Source organism: Chitinophaga pinensis (assembly GCF_007896845.1).
Lineage (GTDB): Bacteria > Bacteroidota > Bacteroidia > Chitinophagales > Chitinophagaceae > Chitinophaga > Chitinophaga pinensis_C.
Window position 1 is genome coordinate 126,655 of sequence record NZ_VOHS01000003.1, and the last position, 19,561, is coordinate 146,215.

Genomic DNA, 19,561 nt, shown 5'->3' on the forward strand with positions numbered 1-19,561 from the left:
TATAGCTTAAATAAGTATATGGTAACTATAGTATATCATCTAGTGACCATGGACTATTTTTATATCTTTGCAAACGACAAAATTACTGCATTAAAAAATATTCACGGTGCGACGCTGGTTATTGTTTCTGTTCATTCTACCCTGTTTACGTTTGGCGGCTCAGACGGATAGTTCCGCGAAGCCGGCTCCTGCTGTGCAAAACGCTCCTGTGAAGGTACAAGCTACCACCCGGGATACCACAGTAAAGCCTGTGAAGAAGAAGGCACCGGTGATTAAAAAAGACAGTGCGGGTGTAAGTGCGCCTGCAAGTGTATTAAAACCTGCTACACCGGCTGCTCCGGTAAGTACTACTACTGCACCTGCGGTTACTGCAAAACCTGCAGTACCGGCTGCAGCTGTTGTCACTGCTGACAGTGCGGCAAAGGCAGCAGCTGATAGTACGCAGCAGCTGGCGGCTGTACCTTTACCGAAGGAAACGACGTATGATCTGTATCTGAAAAAACTGGCAGCGACCAATATTTTCCTGAAAAGTGATAAACCTACCCGGCTGGATGTCAACAAAATACGCGTTTATGAAGATCTGGACTGGCTGGTATATGTGATGGCGGGCGTTGTGTTATTGCTGGGTATTATCAGATTGAGCTACCTGAAATATTTCTCCGATCTGTTTAGGGCATTTATGAATCCGACGCTCAGCCAGAGACAGCTGAAAGATCAGTTATCACAGTCTCCGTTCCCTAACTTTTTGTTGAACGGCTTTTTTGTGATCAGTCTGGCTTTATATCTGTACCTGCTGATGTACCGTCAGCAGTATATACCTGCTAATACCGCATGGATGGCAATTCCGGGATTGATATTGCTGGTGGCTGTGATATACAGCGTGAAATATGTGATGTTACGTTTCTGCGGATGGTTGTTTGGGAGTTCAGAACTGGCGGATGCCTACATTTTCATCTTGTATCTTATCAACAAAATACTGGGTATTTTACTGGTGCCTTTCCTTGTAATACTGGCATTCTGTAAGCCTGAATGGTCAAAACCCTTCATGTATATGTCTGTAGCATTTATTGTTTTACTCGTTGCATATCGCTATATCCGGTCCTATTCAGTGGTAAAACAATACTTATCTTTCAGCAGATTGCATTTTTTTCTTTACCTTTGCGCATTCGAAGTAGCGCCGGTTCTAATAATAACTAAGGTGTTGCTGGTCGCGTTAACTGGTGGTCTCTGATTATTAAAACTGCCTATTGTTAACACAAGAGCAAAAAAACGTATGATTAAAGGCGGGCCAAAAAAAGATTTGCAAGCAAAGCACATTCAGACAATTCTAATTTCCCAACCTAAGCCTGAAACAGAAAAATCACCTTACTTTGAACTAGCTAAAAAATTCAATGTTAAATTGGATTTTTATCCGTTTATAAGGGTGGAGGGACTGTCCGCAAAAGAGTTCAGGAAGCAGAAAATAGACATCCCGAACTTTACGGCTGTAATTTTTACCAGCCGCAATGCAGTGGATCACTTTTTCAGGATCTGTGAGGAAATGAAAATTAAGGTCTCCCAGGACTGTAAGTATTTCTGTATCACGGAGGCGATTGCTTTGTATCTGCAGAAATTCATCCTGTACCGGAAACGTAAAGTATTTTATGGTGCTGACGGCTCAACGAAGAGTTTGCTGGAAGTGATGAACAAGCACAGGGACAATGAGAAATTCCTGTTCCCAAGTTCGGATAGTCAGCGTAAGGATATCGAAGAGTGGTTAAAAACCAACAAATGTGAATACGCTACGGCTACCTTGTACAAGACTGTCTCCAATGATGTGAAGGAAATACTGACGGCAACCGAATATGACATGATTGTTTTCTTCAGTCCTTATGGTGTAAAATCGCTGTTTGAGAATGTTCCGAAGTTTGAGCAGAACGGTACCCGTATCGGTGCTTTCGGACCTACTACCTCAGCAGCTGTTGAAGAGGCCGGTTTACGTCTGGATGTAAAGGCTCCTGCTCCTCAGGCTCCTTCCATGGTGGCCGCGCTGGAACAGTATCTGGCAACGATAAACAAAAAATAACACGAAAATCACGGTAAAATATTACACAGAAAGGGACGGCGAAAGCTGTCCCTTCTTATATTTGGGGTAGTGATGAATTACCGTTAAGATTAGAGATAGACCAAAATTGCGTAGGTGATAACAGAATAACCATTCACTGTGAACAGATTAGCGAAAGAAACCAGTCCTTACCTGCTGCAGCACGCACACAACCCTGTAGATTGGTATCCCTGGGGGGAAGAGGCGCTGCAAAGGGCAAAAGCCGAAGACAAACCTATATTAGTCAGCATTGGATACGCCGCCTGCCACTGGTGTCATGTTATGGAGCGGGAGAGCTTCGAGCATGAAGAGACTGCGCGTATCATGAACGAGCATTTTATTAACATAAAGATAGACCGGGAAGAACGTCCTGATCTGGATCACATTTACATGGATGCGGTACAGACGATGACGGGTTCCGGCGGATGGCCGCTGAACGTTTTCCTGACACCTGATAAACTGCCTTTTTACGGTGGGACCTACTACCCTCCTGTGAAGGCATTTAACAGACCTTCATGGACGGATGTGTTGCTTGCATTATCACAGGCATTCAAAGAGCGCCGGGAGGATCTGGAAACACAGGCGCAGAACATGCGTGATCATCTGGTACAGGCTTCCGGTTTTAGCGGAAAGATGGCCGGACAGGAGCTGATCCCGGTGGAAGAGCTATTTACGAAAGCGCAGTGTGAGACGATTTTCAATAATATGATGCAGCAGGGGGATAAAGTATGGGGTGGCTTTGGCAGTGCGCCGAAATTTCCCGGAACTTTTATCATTCAATACCTGTTAAGATATCACCATAGCTTCAACGAGCCGAAGGCGCTGGAACAGGCGCTGCTGTCGCTGGATAAAATGATTCAGGGTGGTATTTACGATCAGCTGGGCGGAGGGTTTGCCAGATACAGCACAGATGCAAAATGGCTGGCTCCTCACTTTGAGAAGATGCTGTATGACAATGCGTTGCTGGTGGATGTGATGAGCGAAGCATATCAGTTGACAGGCAATGAGTTGTATGCGAAGACGATTGCTGATACCCTGAGTTTTATTGAAAGGGAGATGACTGGTACCGGTAGTGGTTTTTACAGTGCGCTGGATGCAGATTCAGAGGGTGTGGAAGGAAAGTTCTATACCTGGAGTAAAGAAGAAATTGAACAGATTCTTGGTGCAGATGCCGCTTTGTTTTGTGCATTTTATGATGTGACGGAAGAGGGCAACTGGGAAGAGACCAATATATTATGGATTACGAAGCCTGCTGCGGTATTTGCTGCGGAGCAGGGAATCACAGTGGAGGCACTGGAACGTAGTCTGGCAGTCAGCCGGGAAAAGCTGATGGCGGTGAGGGCAAAAAGGATCCGTCCGGGGCTGGATGACAAGATCATTCTGGGCTGGAACGCGCTGATGATACATGCGTGTTGTAAGGCATATGCAGCGTCTGGCGTTGAGCGGTACCGGGAGATGGGGGTGAATGCGATGAATTTTTGCCTTGAGCACTTACAAAACACTGATAAACAGTCTTTTTTTCATACATTTAAGGCCGGCGTAGCAAAATATCCGGCGTTTCTGGATGACTACGCGTGGATGGTACGCGCTTTAATCGCTTTGCAGGAAGTGACCGGCGATTCGGAGTGGTTGGGGAAGGCGAAAGAGCTGACGGAGTATGTAGTGAATAATTTTTCGGACGAAGGGGGCATTTATTTTTACTATACGGAAGCCGGACAGACGGATGTTATCGTACGTAAGAAGGAAGTATATGATGGCGCCACACCTAGTGGCAATGCTGTAATGGCGGCTAACCTGCTTTATCTATCAGTTGTTTATGACAGGAAGGACTGGTCTGATCGTGGCATTACGATGCTGGCGGGGCAGTCACAGACGGCGGTCAGGTATTCCACTTCATTTGGGGTATGGGCTGGTGTGTTATTACAACAGGTAATAGGGGTACGGGAGATCGCGGTTGTGGGGGCCGAATATAAATCCAGGATGCAGGATACTAACAGGCATTATATTCCGTTTAAAGTAATGTTAGGAGCAGCAACCGATCAACCCGGTCTGCCGCTGCTGGAACAGCGAGAACGGCCAGGGCAAACACTTATATACGTCTGTGAGCATTATCATTGTATTAAGCCAGTTAATTATATAGAGGAAATAATTAATTTAAAATAATATTTATGTATCTTGCATGACCATATCTGTGTAAAAAGCACACGGAAAAATGATTTTGAGAAGATATAATAAAATGTTAAAAAGTACGTTTATTTTAATTGTCACACGTCCCTTATCGGGCATGAAAAAGTTGGGTAAAAACTAACTACGGATTAAAATTAATCGTTACATTTGTTATCTTGCTTAATAGTGTGGGATAGACTATCAGAAGGGTAAGTGCTGACTTTGAAGAGATAATGTGTTTCCAACGGGAATGAATTCAAAAAATTGAAACCAACAAGTATAACAACCGCGAAATTTCTGAAGTTGCCCTTAACAACTTTAGGGTCATTAAGTGTGAGGGGCTCGTTGGTAAACGGTCCGACCGGAGAGATCGGCGAGACTAAAGGCCATGTTTCAGAACTTAGCGACATCCTCAGTAGCATTATGGCCAATGTGCACTGCGTCGCCTACGAAATAAATGATTTTCAATGAAAGCTACCCTTATGAAGCTTAATTTTTCAAGTGGTCTGTTAGCAGCAGTATTGCTGGTTAGTCTGCTCGCCAGCTGTGGTGGTAGTAAGACCCCCAAAAACGCGCAAGGACAGCTAATCGGCGTAAGTCCTAGACCTAAGTATTTCCCGCCCGTACCTTATGGAATGGTGTATGTACCGTCTGGTACTTTTCACATGGGACCGAGCGATGAAGATTTGAACTACGCGTACACCGCCCGTAACAAGTCTATTTCAATCTCCGGTTTCTACATGGATGCTACGGAGATCACAAATAACGAGTACAGGCAGTTTGTACAGTGGGTGACAGACTCCATTGCCCACGTGATGTTAGGATATGTGAAGAATGATGGTGGTGAAGACTATATCGACTGGAAGAAAAAAGTAAACTACCGGGACAAATCCACCATGGATCAGCTGGAAGGTATGACATATGCACCAGAAGACCGTTTGTATGGTCGTAAGGAGTTTGACGTACGTAAGCTGGTTTACCATGCTGAGACTTTCAACTGGGAGCAGGCAAAGAAGCGTGAGAACGCGAATGTATCCCGTTCGAAGTTCATTGTAAAGAAGGATGTTGCGATTTATCCTGACACATTGTGCTGGATCCGTGACTTCTCTTATGCTTACAACGAGCCGATGACGAGGATGTACTTCTGGCACCCGGCATTCGACAACTATCCGGTTGTGGGTGTGACCTGGCACCAGGCAAACGCCTTCGCTGAATGGCGTAGTAAGTTCTGGGAAGACTACCGTATATCTAAGAAATTATTTACAGAAGATAAATTCCAGTTGCCTTCAGAAGCGCAATGGGAGTACGCTGCACGTGGTGGTAGAGAGCAAACGCCTTACCCATGGGGTGGTTACTACATTCGTAACAAGAAAGGTTGCTTGCTGGCTAACTTTAAACCAGGTCGTGGTAACTATCCTGAGGACGGTGGTTTCTACACTGTAAGAGCGGATGCTTACTGGCCAAACGACTACGGTTTATATAACATGTCAGGTAACGTAGCTGAGTGGACACAGGATATTTACTATGAGAACGCATACTCCTTCACGTCTGATATGAACCCTTATCTGCGTATGGACGTACCGGACAATGCAGTTCCAAAAATGAAACGTAAGGCAGTAAGAGGCGGTTCCTGGAAAGATATCGGATATTTCCTCCAGACAGGTACACGTTCTTACGAGTATCAGGATAGTGCTAAATCCTACATTGGATTCAGATGTACGATTGCCTTCCTGAGCCGTTCTAAAAACGATTTTGGTCACAGGTAACAATTATAGTAACAGCATTACGGATAGATGAGAATGAGAACAGGCAGTATCGAAGAGACAGGAATAAACCTGTATGCCTTTGGGACGGGCATGTGTGAGAACATCAAACTAAAACAAGTTGATATGAGAAACCGTATGAAGTACATTGGGAAACCGCAAATCATCGTTGAGCAACAACTATTCCATAACAACAATTTAACCTTTAACACTTTAACCAGTAAATTTTGACCTATGGCTATGAATCCTACTACATCGAAATGGCTTAATTTCTTTGTTTGTGTCGCGGCATCTGTAGTAATTATCGGTGCGCTTTTTAAACTTCAACACTGGCCAGGCGCTGATATCGCCCTGATCGTTGGTTTGAGCACAGAAGCGCTGATCTTCTTCGTTTATGCATTCGTACCGGATAGCGGTGGTCACGATGCGGCTCCTGCTACTGTAGCAGTTGTTGCTGGTGGTAGCCCTGCTCTGGCTGGTCTGGATAAAATGCTCGAAGAAGCTGACATCACTCCGGTAAGCTTACAGCGTCTGAGCGAGAACTTCCAGAAATTAGGTTCCACAGTAGATAAAATGCGGGATATCAGTGATGTAGTTGCCGCTACAGGCGATTACACACAAAAAACAAGAGAAGCTGCTACTGCAATTGGTAGCGTAGCGCACGCTTACACTACTGCTGCTTCAGCTGTATCTTCTTTCAACAGTGCTTCCGAGTCTACAAGAAGCTTCCACGAGCAAATGCAGGGTATGACCAAAAACCTGGCTTCCCTGAATGCTATCTATGAACTGGAACTGCAGGACACTAACAATCACCTGAAAGCTATGAACAACTTCTATAGCAATCTGCTGAATGTTTCTCAGGCAATGACCAGCAGCGTGGACGATGCTCGTAAAACTCAGGATCAGATCTCTAAACTGGCTCACAACCTGACCAGCCTGAACACCGTATACGGTAACATGCTCAGCGCTATGCAGAGTGCGAGATAAGGTATCGCTAATAGTTTTTGAATTAACAACAGACAATCATTCAAACCTGAGAACAAACTATGGCACTACCTAAAGATCCCAGGCAGAAGATGATCAATATCATGTATCTGGTCTTAACGGCCATGCTGGCATTGAACGTCTCTGCTGAGATATTGAACGCATTTAATATAGTAAACGATTCAATTATAACTTCGAACGCGTCTATCACAAGTAAGAACGCGATTACATACGACCAGTTTACAAAACAGATGAGCAACGACCCGGGAAAGGTCGGTCCTCTGAAAGAAAAAGCTGATCAGGTAAAAGCAATCTCTTCTGAGATGTTCGTTTATATCGATACACTGAAAGCAACCATCATCAGAGAAGCTGGTGGTCTGACAGAAGATGGCGAAATTAAAAGTAAAGACAACCTTGATGCTCCTACCCGTGTGATGGAGAATCAGAAGAAAGGTGCTGAACTTGAGAAAAAGCTGACTGAACTGCGTGCAAAATTGCTCTCATTTGTTGATAGCAAAGTAGCAGCAGATTTCGAAAAGAGCTTACCACTGCGTATTGAAGTTGGTAAATCTCATGGTGGTCACGGTCCTAAAAATGCAACATGGACTTCTTACCACTTCAACATGGTACCTACTGTTGCAGCTGTTACCATCCTGAGTAAATTTCAGAACGACGTAAAGAACTCTGAATCAAGTATCGTTGATTATCTGTTCAAACAGATCGGCGCTAACGAGTTCAAATTCGATAAAATCAAGCCTTTCGTATCTCTGAACTCCAAGAACCTGATGGAAGGTCAGGAACTGGTTGCTCAGGTAGCGGTAGGTGCTTATAGCAGCACAGTAAATCCTGAGATCGTTGTAAACGGTTCTGCCGTTACAGCAACTGATGGTCTGGGTAGCTATAAAATGAACGTAAGTGGTCTGGGTGAAAAAACTTTATCCGGTACAGTAACACTGAAGAGACCAAATGGTGAAACTGAAACATTCCCTTTCAATGAGCCATACACTGTAGGTGCTTCTACCACTTCAATCTCTGCTGACAAGATGAACGTACTGTACATCGGTCTGCAAAACCCGATCTCTATCTCTGCTGCTGGTGTTCCTGCTGAGCAGGTAGCTGCAAGCATCAACAACGGTACTATAACTAAAACTGGTGCAGGTAAATTCTCTGTAACAGTTACCAAACCAGGTACAGCTACCATCGGTGTTGTTGCTAACGGTAAGAGCATGGCGGGTAAAGAATTCCGTATCAAATACATTCCTGATCCAGTCCTGAAGGTTGGTATGAGCAAAGGCCCTTTCATGAAGGCTGCTGAGTTCAAAGTACAGGGCGGTCTCCGCGCTGATCTGGAAGACTTCCTGTTCGAGGGTGTTAGATACGAAGTTGTAAGCTATCGTATTGGTATCGATGCAAAAGGTAAAGACTATGCAGAAGGCGAAGCTAACTCTGCATACTTCCCTAACAGCGTGATGCCTGTTATCCGCTCCCTGAGAGCTGGCGATATCGTATACTTCGACAACATCCGCGTAAAAGGTCCGGATGGAAGAGTGAGAGATATGAGTAACGTCAATTTCAAGATTAACTAATATTATTTTCTATGCGAGCAGTCATCCTTAACAGAATCGGTTTGTGCGCTATGCTGCTGGTATTCCTGGCAGCTGAGGCAAACGCTCAGGGCGGTGGTCGCCGTCGTACGACACGTCGTACCGAGTCTACCCCATCTGAGAATACAACACCTGCTGATGGTTCTGTTGTCAATCCCGCTACCGGCAATGCAGTATCTGCACCCCCTCAGCAACCGCAAGGTGCTGAACCTGCCTCCCTTCGCCAGGATGGCGTAGGAGTGCCAGTTGTAGATACTCCACGCAAATCCCTGCGTACGGATGGCATTTCTGAAAAGAACTTTATCAAAGACCGTGTGCCTATTCCTTATGACCATATCCGCTCAGACGATGAGTTCTGGGAAAAGAAGATATGGCAGGTGATCGACACCCGTGAAAAGATGAACCTTCCTTTCCAGTACAATGTTGAGGATGAAACTGGTACCAACCAGCTGTTCATAAACATTCTGCTCAACGCGGTTAAGTCCGGCGAAGTGCAGGCTTTCAGCCCTATCGATGACAGGTTCACTACCATCATTCCTTTCTCTGAAGTTCAGAACAAACTGAGTGGTGAAGAGAAAACTGTACGTAGTATCGACCCTGTAACCGGTGAGGAGAAAATGGTCACTACCCGTGATGAATTTGACCCACGTACTGTTGTTCAGTACAAAATCAAAGAAATCTGGGTATTCGATAAAGAGGCCTCTGCACTGAAAGTTCGTATCCTGGGTATCGCTCCGATGGTATCCCGTATGAACGAAGACGGTTCCTTCCGTGCTGCTATCCCGCTGTTCTGGGTATATTATCCTGATCTGCGTCCTGTACTGGCTAAATTTGATGTTTACAACCAGAATAACGATGCGGCTACAATGAGTTGGGAAGACCTTTTCGAAATGCGTTTCTTCTCCAGCTTCATTATCAAGGAAAACAATACTTATAACCGCGAGATCAAAGAATACATTAAAGATGGTACCATGCGTCTCCTGGAAGGTCAGGCGATCAAGGATAAGATCTTTAACAAAGAACAAGATATGTGGCAGTACTAATCTGCTCGCAGGATAAAAAAACTGAAAAAGGGTTTGCCATATGGCAGACCCTTTTTCTTTTACATGACTTATCTCATTTCTCCCCTGCCCGCCCCTGCCTACCTTTGTTTTGTAACAATCACCACGCTTATGTCCCTGATATTTGAAACCCCCACCCTGCTTGACCAGCTACGTCGTCAGGCAGAAGAACTGCAGCAGACTGCCCGTCATCAATTTTTAAACGCCTCCGCTGAGACTTTGCTACGGCAACCGGCGCCGGGAAAATGGAGTGTCGCCCAATGTCTGGATCACCTGAATGCATATGCCCGTTTTTATATACCGGCAATAGAAAATGCCATACAGGGGAAACTGTCCGGCAGCCTTCCTCCTGCCCCTTCACCTACCTTTAAAAGTGGTTGGCTGGGTAACTACTTTACGAATATGATGTTGCCAAAGGCAGATGGCCGGCCCGGTATGAAGATGCAGGCGCCGAAAGCATACCGTCCGCTGACTGATCTGGATGCCGGGAAGGTTGTCAATGAATTTATTGAATGGCAGGAAAAGATGAAGACGCTGCTGGACCGCGCGAAACTGGTGAACCTGCAGCAAATAAAAATAGGCACCACATTGGGTAGCTGGCTTAAATTCTCATTGGGAGATACGTTCCGCTTCGTGATTGCGCACGAACAACGGCATATGGCACAGGCGTTACGGGCAAAGGCATAATGTAACGCTAGCTATTGCTGTCAGCGCCGGTAACAGGGCCTGTTTCTCCTGTAGCAGGATGGAAATGTGCGTATACGAGACGGGCCTTGGCTGCTCCTATTTCTTTTACAAGATCATCCTCAGATAATAATTTGATTTTAGCGACTGAACGGAAGGTTTTCAGTAGCTGGGTAGCTGTATTCTCACCAATTCCCTTAATAGCCTCTAATTCGTTCTTAAAAGTGCCTTTACTGCGTTTCTGGCGATGGAAGGTGATACCGAAACGGTGTACTTCATCACGGACCCGGCGGATCAGCTTCAGACTTTCGCTGTCGTAGGGTAGTTTAATACTGTCTTTATCTCCCGGAAAAAAGATCTCTTCTTCGTTCTTCGCCAGCCCTACCACTGTCATACTTCCGATAAGATCCAGTTCCCGGATGCTTTCCATAGCAGAGCCCAGCTGTCCTTTACCTCCATCTATAATCACCAGTTGCGGCAAGGGCTGTTGTTCAGCCAGTAAGCGGCTATAACGGCGGTATACCACTTCTTTCATGGAGGCAAAGTCGTTAATACCCTGTACCGTTTTGATATTGAAGTGGCGATAGTCTTTTTTGGAAGCAATGCCATCCTTGAAAACTACACAGGCCGAAACCGGATAGGCTCCCTGAAAGTTCGAGTTATCGAAACACTCAATGTGTAAAGGTAACTCCTGTAGTTCGAGGTCAGCCTGCAACTGGTACAGCACTTTCTTTTTCTCCAGATCGCTTTTTCCTTCCAGATGCAGGATCTTTTTCCTGTAGAGTTCCTCCTTAAAGTAGTTGACGTTCTTTTCGGAGAGCTCCAGTAGTTTCTTCTTGTCACCACCTTTAGGTACAGAGATGGTAACATGTTCTTCCGGATACTCTATTTCCAGCGGAACAATGATTTCGCGGGCAAGACTCTGGAATGCATCACGGAGGTAGCCGACCGCATAGGTCAGTACTTCTGTATCGTCTTCCTCGAGTTTCTTTTCCAGTGTAACGGTTTTGGTATCGGCAATGGTGCCGTTCAGTACACGGAGGTAGTTGACATATGCGTAATTACCTTCACTGATAATAGAGAAGACATCGACGTTACCAACACGGGTGCCTACGATGGTGGACTTACTCTGATAAGCCTGTAAACTTTCTATTTTCTTCCTGACGATCTCCGCTTTTTCAAATTCCATGTTCATGGCGTGTTCCTGCATCTGTGTGCGGAACAGTTGTAAAACGGGCGACAGGTTGCCGCGCAGGATGTTTTTGACCTGTTGCAGCCCTTCTCTGTAATCTTCTTCTGTCTGTAATCCTTCGCAGGGGCCCTTGCAGTTGCCCAGATGATATTCCAGACAGACTTTATACTTTCCTTTGGCGACATTCTGCGGAGAAAGGTTCAGGTTGCAGGTACGCAAAGGAATGTTATATCTGATCACTTCCAGCAGTTCGCGTACGCGGCCTACGGAGGTGAAGGGCCCGAGGTATTCAGAACCGTCTTTGATGATATTACGGGTCAGGAATACGCGGGGAAATGATTCATGTTTGATGACGATGTACGGGTAGGTTTTATCGTCTTTCAGGTTGATATTGAATTTAGGCTGGAACTGTTTGATCAGTGAGTTTTCCAGCAGGAAAGCATCCTGTTCAGAGCCAACTATAGTAAATTCAATATGGTGGATGTTTTCTACAAGTTTACGGGTCTTGTAGTTATCATGATTTTTTACGAAATAAGAGCTGACCCTTTTGCGCAGGCTTTTAGCTTTTCCTACATAAAGCAGTTCGCCTGCTTCACTGTAATACTTGTAAATACCTGGCTGAAGGGGTATAGTATGTGATATCTGTTGAAACTCCGCTGCTGTCATGTTCTAAGAAATCAGTTAGGGGTGTGCGAAAAAGACTTTCACATCCAGTTCCCTTGCGGGCAGAAAAGCGATCTTCTGCCAGGTCACGACGCGGATATGTTTGTTATGCTGGTACACCAGGTTTTGCTGGTATTCATATACCAGGTTTTTCACATGCTTATTCATCTGCACGTTGGTAATATGCTGCTGGTTGTCAATATCCATGATCACTTCCTGAGGTACGGTGGCAGCATTTCTTGCCTTGTACATGAGGGAATGGGTACCGGAGAACTGGTCGGCCAGCAGGATGGTATCATATGCGCCTCTGAGGGAGGGTTTATTCAGGTCTATGTCGAGGAAAGGGGCCAGCAGGTGTTGCAGCTGGGCGGAATCAGGGGTGGCAATGGTGATGCTGTCCCTTTGTCCATTCATGACGATTGTCTTTTGGAATGTAGGTCTATCCGTAGAGATAGTATTCAGTTCTTCCTGAAAATACCCTTTAAGATCCCTGTAAGCCAGTGCCTTGCCTTGTTGCCCTCCGTTACTGTTACTGCAGGAGGCGCAGAGAGTAGCAACGGCCATCAGTATCCATGAAAAACGATGATCCATTCTGCAAATTTAGGGAAGATGCTTTAATGCGCCGCGCATCTGTCTGAAAGCAAACCATATAAAAAAGTTAATGCGCCGTAAAGACGGCGCATCTAATGCATGAGCAAATCTGTCGAGAGCACTAAAAAACGTAAAACGTATTATCTACGCGAATAGTTACAGCATTGAAATAATATAAAAAAAAAGCTGTCACGCCTTGTGGCGGACAGCTTTTCTATCAATGAGATATACTACTTAGATCAGAATGTTGCCGGTCATTTCTTTCGGGATGGAGAGACCCATCAGCGTCAGAATGGTTGGAGCAACGTCACCCAGTTTACCCGGTTTTACCGCACCCTTGAATTCATTGCTGACAATGAAATAAGGTACAAGGTTAGTGGTATGTGCAGTATTCGGCGTACCATCGTTGTTGATCATGAAATCAGCATTACCGTGGTCAGCCGTAAGGAATACGGTATAATCGCTTTTCAGCGCTGCAGTTATTACCTTCTCTACGCAGGTATCTACTGTTTCTACTGCTTTGATAGCAGCTTCCCATATACCGGTGTGTCCAACCATGTCAGCGTTGGCAAAGTTCAGACAGATGAAATCAGCTGATTTGCTTTCAATTTCAGGTACGATGGTGTTGGTAACTTCGTAAGCGCTCATTTCAGGTTGCAGGTCGTAAGTGGCTACTTTTGGAGAAGCAACGATCAGACGGCGTTCACCCTGAAATTCTTTCTCACGTCCACCGGAGAAGAAGAAGGATACGTGCGGATATTTTTCTGTTTCAGCGATACGGATCTGGCTGCGGTTGTTTGCTTCCAGTACTTCGCCGATGGTGTTCTGCAGGTTATCATTTTCGAATATAACATGTACACCCTTATAGGTTTTGTCATATTCGGTCATAGTAGTGTAGTGCAGTGCCAGCGGGTTCATTCCGAATTCAGGGAAAGCCTGTTGGGTCAATGCCTGTGTGATTTCGCGGCAACGGTCAGTACGGAAGTTAAAGCAGAGTACTGCATCCCCTTCTGTGATTGTAGCGATCGGATTCAGCTGTGCATCAGTGGTAACGATAGGCTTGATAAATTCATCTGTTATACCTTCTGCATAGGAAGTTTTGATAGCGTTTACAACGTCCTGGGTAGGTGTACCGGTACCGTGTACCATTGCATCATATGCAAGTTTCACACGTTCCCAGCGTTTATCACGGTCCATTGCGTAGTAACGGCCGGTGATGCTGGCGACTTCCCCTACAGTTGTTTTGAGGTGAGCTACCAGATCTTCCATATAATTGAGACCACCTTTAGGATCAGTGTCACGGCCATCGGTGAAGGCGTGAATGAACACTTTGGTCAGTCCTTTATCTTTTGCAATCTGTGTCAGTGCTTTCAGGTGGTTGATATGGGAGTGTACACCACCGTCACTTACGAGACCGATGAGGTGAAGCGCCTTATCGTTATCTTTTGCATAGCTGAGCGTGTCCTGCAATACCTTGTTACCGGCAAGTTCACCTGTGCGGATGGCTACGTTGATGCGCTGCAGTTCCTGATACACGATACGTCCGGCACCGAGGTTCAGGTGTCCTACTTCGGAGTTACCCATTTGTCCTTCCGGCAGACCAACATCTTCACCGCAGGTAATCAGTGTACTGTGCGGGTATTTTGCATACAGACTGCTCACAAATGGCGTTTTTGAATGCGCTATAGCATCAGCGGCAGGAACCTGTCCCTGTCCCCATCCGTCCATGATAATGAGAATGGCTCTTTTCTTTTCCATATTTCCGGTTGTAATTTTCTTGTTCTGTAAAGGAGGCTAAAGTTATGAAGCATCCGCGAAACCGCGTCAAACTTATTGAAATGCCTTCAAAATTCATACAGGGGTAACAGAACTTTGTCTTACTTAGGTTTTATTCTAAAAATATATATTAATATATTCGCATTAATTAGTCACTGTACAATACAACGATGATTGTATTTTAAAAGGCATCCTGCAAATTGGCATAGTTTTAGCCCATTTTACTATAATGATGAAAACTTTACTACTTAATAAAATACTGACGATGAAAAAGTTATTGTATGGGCTTGGAGTTGTGTTGTTTGGCGTCATTATCACTGCATTTACACTGTCAGCCGCTAACTTGAAAGCTCCTGCAGGAGGCCCATTCGAAGATGTGGTGACTGCGATCAAACAAGGCGATGCAAGCGCACTATCCCGCTACCTTGACAACACTGTAGAAATCAGCATGGCTGGAAAATCAAACTCTTACAGCAAAGCACAGGCAGAAATTATCCTGAAAGATTTCTTTTCAAAAAATCAGGTGAAGACCTTTGAGCTGATCCATCAGGTGGAGAGCAAGGGTGGTTCCAGAGTTGGTATTGCCAACGTAGGTACCTCCGGAGGCGCTTATCGTACTTCCTTCTTTTTACAGATGAAGGGCGGTTCTATGGTGCTGAACGAGCTTCGCTTCGAGAATAAATAATAAATAAAGAATTGTTAAGATTGATATTGAAAAGTCCGGCTCCGTCCGGACTTTTTTATATTCGGGGGATTCTGAGCCAGCCTCCTTTCTGAAATTGGCTTACTTTCGTTCTTTCAAACCGATAGTATGTTACAGGAACCAGCATTAACTGAGCTTATTCGCAACGCACTGGCAGAAGATATAGGAGATGGTGACCATTCCACTTTGGCATGTATTCCAGCTGACGCCAGAGGTGGCGCCAGATTGAAAATAAAAGAAGATGGTGTACTGGCAGGGATGGAAGTGGCGGAAGCTGTTTTCCGGATTCTGGACAGCAATTCCATTTTTCGGCCATTTAAGAAAGATGGCGATGTCATGAAATCGGGAGAGCTTGCATTTGAAGTGGAAGCATCTATCCATACTTTATTGATGGGAGAACGCCTGGTACTGAACTGTATGCAGAGAATGAGTGGCATTGCTACGCTTACCCGCAGTTTCGTGGACGTTTTAAAAGGATATCATACCCGCTTGCTGGATACCCGTAAAACCACTCCTAATTTCCGCCTGCTTGAAAAAGAAGCTGTACGTATCGGTGGTGGTGTTAATCACCGCATGGGTCTCTATGATATGGTCATGCTGAAAGATAATCACATCGATTTTGCCGGAGGCATCACCGCTGCCGTTACCAAAACAGTGGCATACCTGCAACAACGACAATTGCCGTTGCAAATAGAAGTAGAAACGCGTAACCTGGAGGATGTGAAAGAAGTGCTGGCTGTCGGACAGATACACCGTATCATGCTGGACAACTTCTCTCCTGCCCTGCTCAGTGAAGCATTGGCACTTATAGATGGACGGTACGAAACAGAAGCATCTGGTGGTATCAATCTCGATACGCTGGAAGCATATGCCAAAACAGGGGTTGATTACGTATCAGCCGGAGCCGTGATCCATCACGCAGTCAGTCTTGATCTTAGTTTAAAAGCAATATAATATCCCTAACGTTGAGAAAGATTCTATTCATCATCAACCGTAAAGCCGGCACAGACAGAGAAAAACGCCTTGAGGGTATCATCAGAAAATATCTGACCCCAAAAGCATTTTCAGTAGAAGTGACTCACCTCGAATATCTGGGTCATGGTACAGATCTGGCGAAAGCAGCGGTAGCAAATGGAACTGATACAGTAGTGGCAGTAGGTGGAGATGGCTCCATCAACGAAATTGCGCAGGGATTGGTAGGAACTACAACTGCACTGGCAATTATTCCGCTGGGAAGCGGGAATGGTCTCGCCAGAGCACTGAAAATACCATTGAAAGTTTCACGCGCACTGGAAGTGATCGCTGACGGAAAAAGAAAGGCAATTGATGTTGGTTATGCCAACGAACACCTGTTCCTCAGCAACGCCGGTGTCGGATTTGATGCACTTGTCGCAGATCAGTTCAGACATAAAACCAAACGCGGTCTCTGGGGATACGCAAAACTCGTATTCCAGAGCTTCAGCAGTTATAAAGGGCCGTCCTACGAAATAAATGTGGATGGTAAAACGATGCAGGAACGTGCGTTTCTGCTCACCGTCGCCAATGGTAACCAGTTTGGTTATGAGTTCAAACTCGCTCCTGACGCAAATGTATTTGACGGGAAACTGGACCTTTGTGTGGTGCCACCGATCAAGTTAGTAGGTCTTATTCCTGTCGGATTTTATTCGCTGATGGGGAATATCGATAAGACACGCTATATGCAACACTTTACCGGAGAGACGATCGTTGTTAAAAGTAATGACCTTGTGCATCTGCAGGTAGATGGTGATGCCGTACCGCTGAAAGAAAATGGTAAAGTCGCATTCCGTATACATCCTGGTGCGTTGCAGGTAATCGTTAACCGTTCTTAAACTTATTGTTATGTCGAAGAAAAAAAACAATACAGGTGGTATTGTGTATTCCACCAATCCTGATTTCAGACAAGATAGCGATGAACCGGAAGCGGTGGAGACGCTGCCGCCGGCTCAGCAACAGTTGCGGGTGAAATTGGATACGAAGCAGAGGGCGGGGAAAGTAGTGACGCTGGTGGATGGATTCGTTGGCGCTGAGGAAGATCTGGAGAAGCTGGGGAAGGAGTTGAAGACGAAGTGCGGTACGGGTGGTAGTGCGAAAGATGGTCAGATACTGATACAGGGGGATTATAAGGAGAAGGTGGTGAAGTGGTTGCAGGATTGGGGGTATAAGGCGAAGTAGGATTTGAAAAATTTTTGATACGGTCCGGATGGTTTTAGTACTGTCCGGGCTTTTTTTTGGTTTTTTTTGGCAGCCAACAAATAATTGTGGGATGTTGAAAGTGTGCCGGGCTGCTGACGGCAAAGGCAGTATGGGCTGGCAGGCTGTAGTTCTTTGAAGTTCCTTGCTATGGGGCTTTGTTTTGGAGATTTGGGCAGTGGGGGTGGATGAAACCCCTGTTGCATAGGCCGGGCATACTTCAAACAACTAAGGCCAGCCAGCTCCATCTGCCATTGCCTGTACCTTGCGGCGGCCAATTATAATATTGAATGCTGTTGGTAACTGGTGGAGAACGGAACGACCTGATTGGTGAGATCGGGGCGTTGGTAAAAAGTTGTTGTTACTGTTCTGTGAGTTTTCTTGTTATTTATGCTGTGTATTTTCTCTGTACTGTGCATATGTACTTCGCACTTCTCTCTTCTCCTTTTTTTACTATTTGTCTTACCTTTTATTTTGGCTTAGATTTTCTCCTCTTGTCCTTGTGTTCATTGTACTTTAATTTGTCTTCTCTCCTCTCCTTTCCTACTATTCGTCTTACTTCTACTTTGGGCTTAGATCTTCTCCTCTTTGCTATTGTCTTCTTTGAACTTTAATTTGTCTTCTCTCTTTTCCTTTTCTTACTATTCGTCTTAGTTCTTCTTTTGGCTTCGATCTTCCCTATTTGCTCATTGTCTTTCTTTATCCTCCTCTGTCGTTTTCCTTTATTTTAAGGCAAGGTGTTCGCTTTTGCTGAGTCCTGCTGTTCAATTCCTGATTTGCAGCAGTTTTTGCTTCAGGTTTATAGCATCCTGAATGTATGCGGCGTATGTCCTGTCTGGCTTTTGAAGAAATGGGAGAAGTTTGCCGGCTCCTCGAATCCCAGAGAGTGAGCGATGGCGGAAATAGGCCAATCGGTGTGCATCAGCAACAGGCGGGCTTCCAGAAGGATACGCTGGCGGATGTGCTCACTGGTAGTACGTCCTGTGACCCGTTTGACGGTAGCATTCAGGTGGTTGGGATGTACGTTTAGAGTAAGGGCGAAGTCACTGGCAGTTTTAAGATGAATCTGCTCCTGTTCGGATGTGATCGGGAACTGTCTTTCAAGAGTATCGGTGAAGCGTTCTGCCAATAATTGGGCAGTGGTCAGAGAGCGCTGTGGTATTATTTGCGGGGTCGCAACCCTTTTGGCTTCCAGCAGTAAGAGCTGCAGGTAGATAAGGATGGCTTCCTGACGGTAAGGATTGCAGTCTTTGCTTTCTTTCAGGAGATGACCAAACAATTGTAGCATGTAGTCCGTCTGTTGTTCCGTCAGGTTGATCACCGGATTGGCGCCTACCTGAAAAAGCGGATGGTGTAATAGCTCATCGCGGGAATGACGCTGCATTTCAAACAGATTCTCCGTGAACCGGCAATAGTAACCATCCTGCTCACCTTTCGGTTCCCAGAGTTTTGGTTCAAGCGGATTGATGAAGACAATTGCAGGCGCCTTGATTACGTAAGTACGTTGACCCAAAGTCATGATACCACCACCTTGCGTCATCAGTGTGATTTTGTAATAATCTCTTCTGCTGGCAGAGATATATTCCCGGCAGGGATTGGTGGAACGGGAGTGAATGGAGAAATTACTCTTGGCCGGCACCTTTGGCAAGTTCTCCTGATCAACGCTTACCTGTGAAAAGTCTTCGCTCAGCGTCAGCTTTTTGCGAGGAACAGTTCTGCTATTCTTACTGTTTATGGAGGACATATAGTAAAGTTACTCAAAAGCGGATTGCTAATCATATGCTAATCAAATCGTGTCCATTAAAGCAAGGACGTGCGGGACAATAACAGTTTGGGTGGTCGTTCCGTTGTTTGAAAGGATCTTTGTTTGTATCAATGTTGCAAATTTAGTTTTGATAAATTAACAAATATTTCACAACTTGAGGTCAACCTTTATCAACCAAAATCTTGTTTTCATCAACTGGTCTTTTTGATGAACTGCCTATTTAACCAACTATCTGCTGCAGTAATACAAGATTCTTTATATCGGGCTACATGTTATCAATTCCATACCTATGGCTGTAGTAATGATGACATGTAG

16 protein-coding genes are annotated in these 19,561 nt (G+C 45.3%); 12 read left to right on the forward strand and 4 right to left on the reverse strand.

Annotation, left to right across the window (positions count from 1 at the left end):
• The first annotated feature begins 208 nt into the window (after window positions 1-208).
• The 8 genes from FEF09_RS04010 to FEF09_RS04045 all read left to right on the forward strand — a co-directional run bounded on the left by FEF09_RS04010 (window position 209) and on the right by FEF09_RS04045 (window position 10,348).
• On the forward strand, window positions 209-1,231 hold the full coding sequence (locus FEF09_RS04010; protein WP_146303914.1) for a DUF4271 domain-containing protein: 1,023 nt from the start codon (window positions 209-211) through the stop codon (window positions 1,229-1,231).
• Between the two features lie 42 nt (window positions 1,232-1,273).
• The gene (locus FEF09_RS04015) at window positions 1,274-2,065 is read left to right on the forward strand and encodes a uroporphyrinogen-III synthase (RefSeq protein ID WP_146303915.1); all 792 of its coding nucleotides are present in this window, start codon (window positions 1,274-1,276) and stop codon (window positions 2,063-2,065) included.
• 138 nt (window positions 2,066-2,203) lie between these two features.
• A complete protein-coding gene (locus FEF09_RS04020; RefSeq protein ID WP_146303916.1) occupies window positions 2,204-4,246 on the forward strand; it encodes a thioredoxin domain-containing protein in 2,043 nt (680 codons plus the stop codon).
• Window positions 4,247-4,716: 470 nt separating this feature from the next.
• The gene (locus tag FEF09_RS04025) at window positions 4,717-6,015 is read left to right on the forward strand and encodes an SUMF1/EgtB/PvdO family nonheme iron enzyme (protein WP_261387321.1); all 1,299 of its coding nucleotides are present in this window, start codon (window positions 4,717-4,719) and stop codon (window positions 6,013-6,015) included.
• A 231-nt stretch (window positions 6,016-6,246) separates the two neighbouring features.
• Complete coding sequence (gene gldL, locus FEF09_RS04030) at window positions 6,247-6,999, forward strand: gliding motility protein GldL (protein ID WP_089809999.1); 753 nt, start codon at window positions 6,247-6,249, stop codon at window positions 6,997-6,999.
• A gap of 59 nt (window positions 7,000-7,058) precedes the next feature.
• Entirely contained in the window at window positions 7,059-8,582 is a 1,524-nt protein-coding gene (gldM, locus tag FEF09_RS04035) for a gliding motility protein GldM (protein ID WP_146303917.1), read from the forward strand.
• A gap of 11 nt (window positions 8,583-8,593) precedes the next feature.
• A complete protein-coding gene (gene gldN, locus FEF09_RS04040; RefSeq protein ID WP_089809994.1) occupies window positions 8,594-9,643 on the forward strand; it encodes a gliding motility protein GldN in 1,050 nt (349 codons plus the stop codon).
• A gap of 129 nt (window positions 9,644-9,772) precedes the next feature.
• Window positions 9,773-10,348 carry a DinB family protein gene (locus FEF09_RS04045; protein WP_186774184.1) on the forward strand — a complete coding sequence of 192 codons (576 nt, stop codon included), beginning with the start codon at window positions 9,773-9,775 and terminating at the stop codon, window positions 10,346-10,348.
• 7 nt (window positions 10,349-10,355) lie between these two features.
• Here the strand turns inward: FEF09_RS04045 and uvrC are convergent, their stop codons facing one another.
• From uvrC to gpmI, 3 genes are all read right to left on the reverse strand, one after another.
• Window positions 10,356-12,203: an excinuclease ABC subunit UvrC gene (gene uvrC / locus FEF09_RS04050; RefSeq protein WP_146303919.1), complete on the reverse strand. Its 1,848-nt coding sequence runs from the start codon at window positions 12,201-12,203 to the stop codon at window positions 10,356-10,358.
• 15 nt (window positions 12,204-12,218) lie between these two features.
• The gene (locus tag FEF09_RS04055) at window positions 12,219-12,791 is read right to left on the reverse strand and encodes a hypothetical protein (protein WP_146303920.1); all 573 of its coding nucleotides are present in this window, start codon (window positions 12,789-12,791) and stop codon (window positions 12,219-12,221) included.
• A gap of 234 nt (window positions 12,792-13,025) precedes the next feature.
• A complete protein-coding gene (gene gpmI, locus FEF09_RS04060; RefSeq protein WP_146303921.1) occupies window positions 13,026-14,549 on the reverse strand; it encodes a 2,3-bisphosphoglycerate-independent phosphoglycerate mutase in 1,524 nt (507 codons plus the stop codon).
• A gap of 283 nt (window positions 14,550-14,832) precedes the next feature.
• Here gpmI and FEF09_RS04065 point away from each other — a divergent pair, with 283 nt between their 5' ends.
• From FEF09_RS04065 to FEF09_RS04080, 4 genes are all read left to right on the forward strand, one after another.
• The gene (locus FEF09_RS04065) at window positions 14,833-15,252 is read left to right on the forward strand and encodes a DUF4783 domain-containing protein (RefSeq protein WP_186774185.1); all 420 of its coding nucleotides are present in this window, start codon (window positions 14,833-14,835) and stop codon (window positions 15,250-15,252) included.
• 126 nt (window positions 15,253-15,378) lie between these two features.
• A complete protein-coding gene (gene nadC / locus FEF09_RS04070; RefSeq protein WP_146303923.1) occupies window positions 15,379-16,224 on the forward strand; it encodes a carboxylating nicotinate-nucleotide diphosphorylase in 846 nt (281 codons plus the stop codon).
• A gap of 11 nt (window positions 16,225-16,235) precedes the next feature.
• Complete coding sequence (locus FEF09_RS04075; protein WP_186774186.1) at window positions 16,236-17,120, forward strand: diacylglycerol/lipid kinase family protein; 885 nt, start codon at window positions 16,236-16,238, stop codon at window positions 17,118-17,120.
• A gap of 10 nt (window positions 17,121-17,130) precedes the next feature.
• Entirely contained in the window at window positions 17,131-17,463 is a 333-nt protein-coding gene (locus FEF09_RS04080) for a translation initiation factor (protein ID WP_146303925.1), read from the forward strand.
• 817 nt (window positions 17,464-18,280) lie between these two features.
• Here FEF09_RS04080 and FEF09_RS04085 read toward each other — a convergent pair.
• Window positions 18,281-19,225, reverse strand: a complete 945-nt coding sequence (locus tag FEF09_RS04085; RefSeq protein ID WP_146303926.1) for a helix-turn-helix domain-containing protein — start codon at window positions 19,223-19,225, stop codon at window positions 18,281-18,283.
• Window positions 19,226-19,561 lie beyond the last annotated feature (336 nt).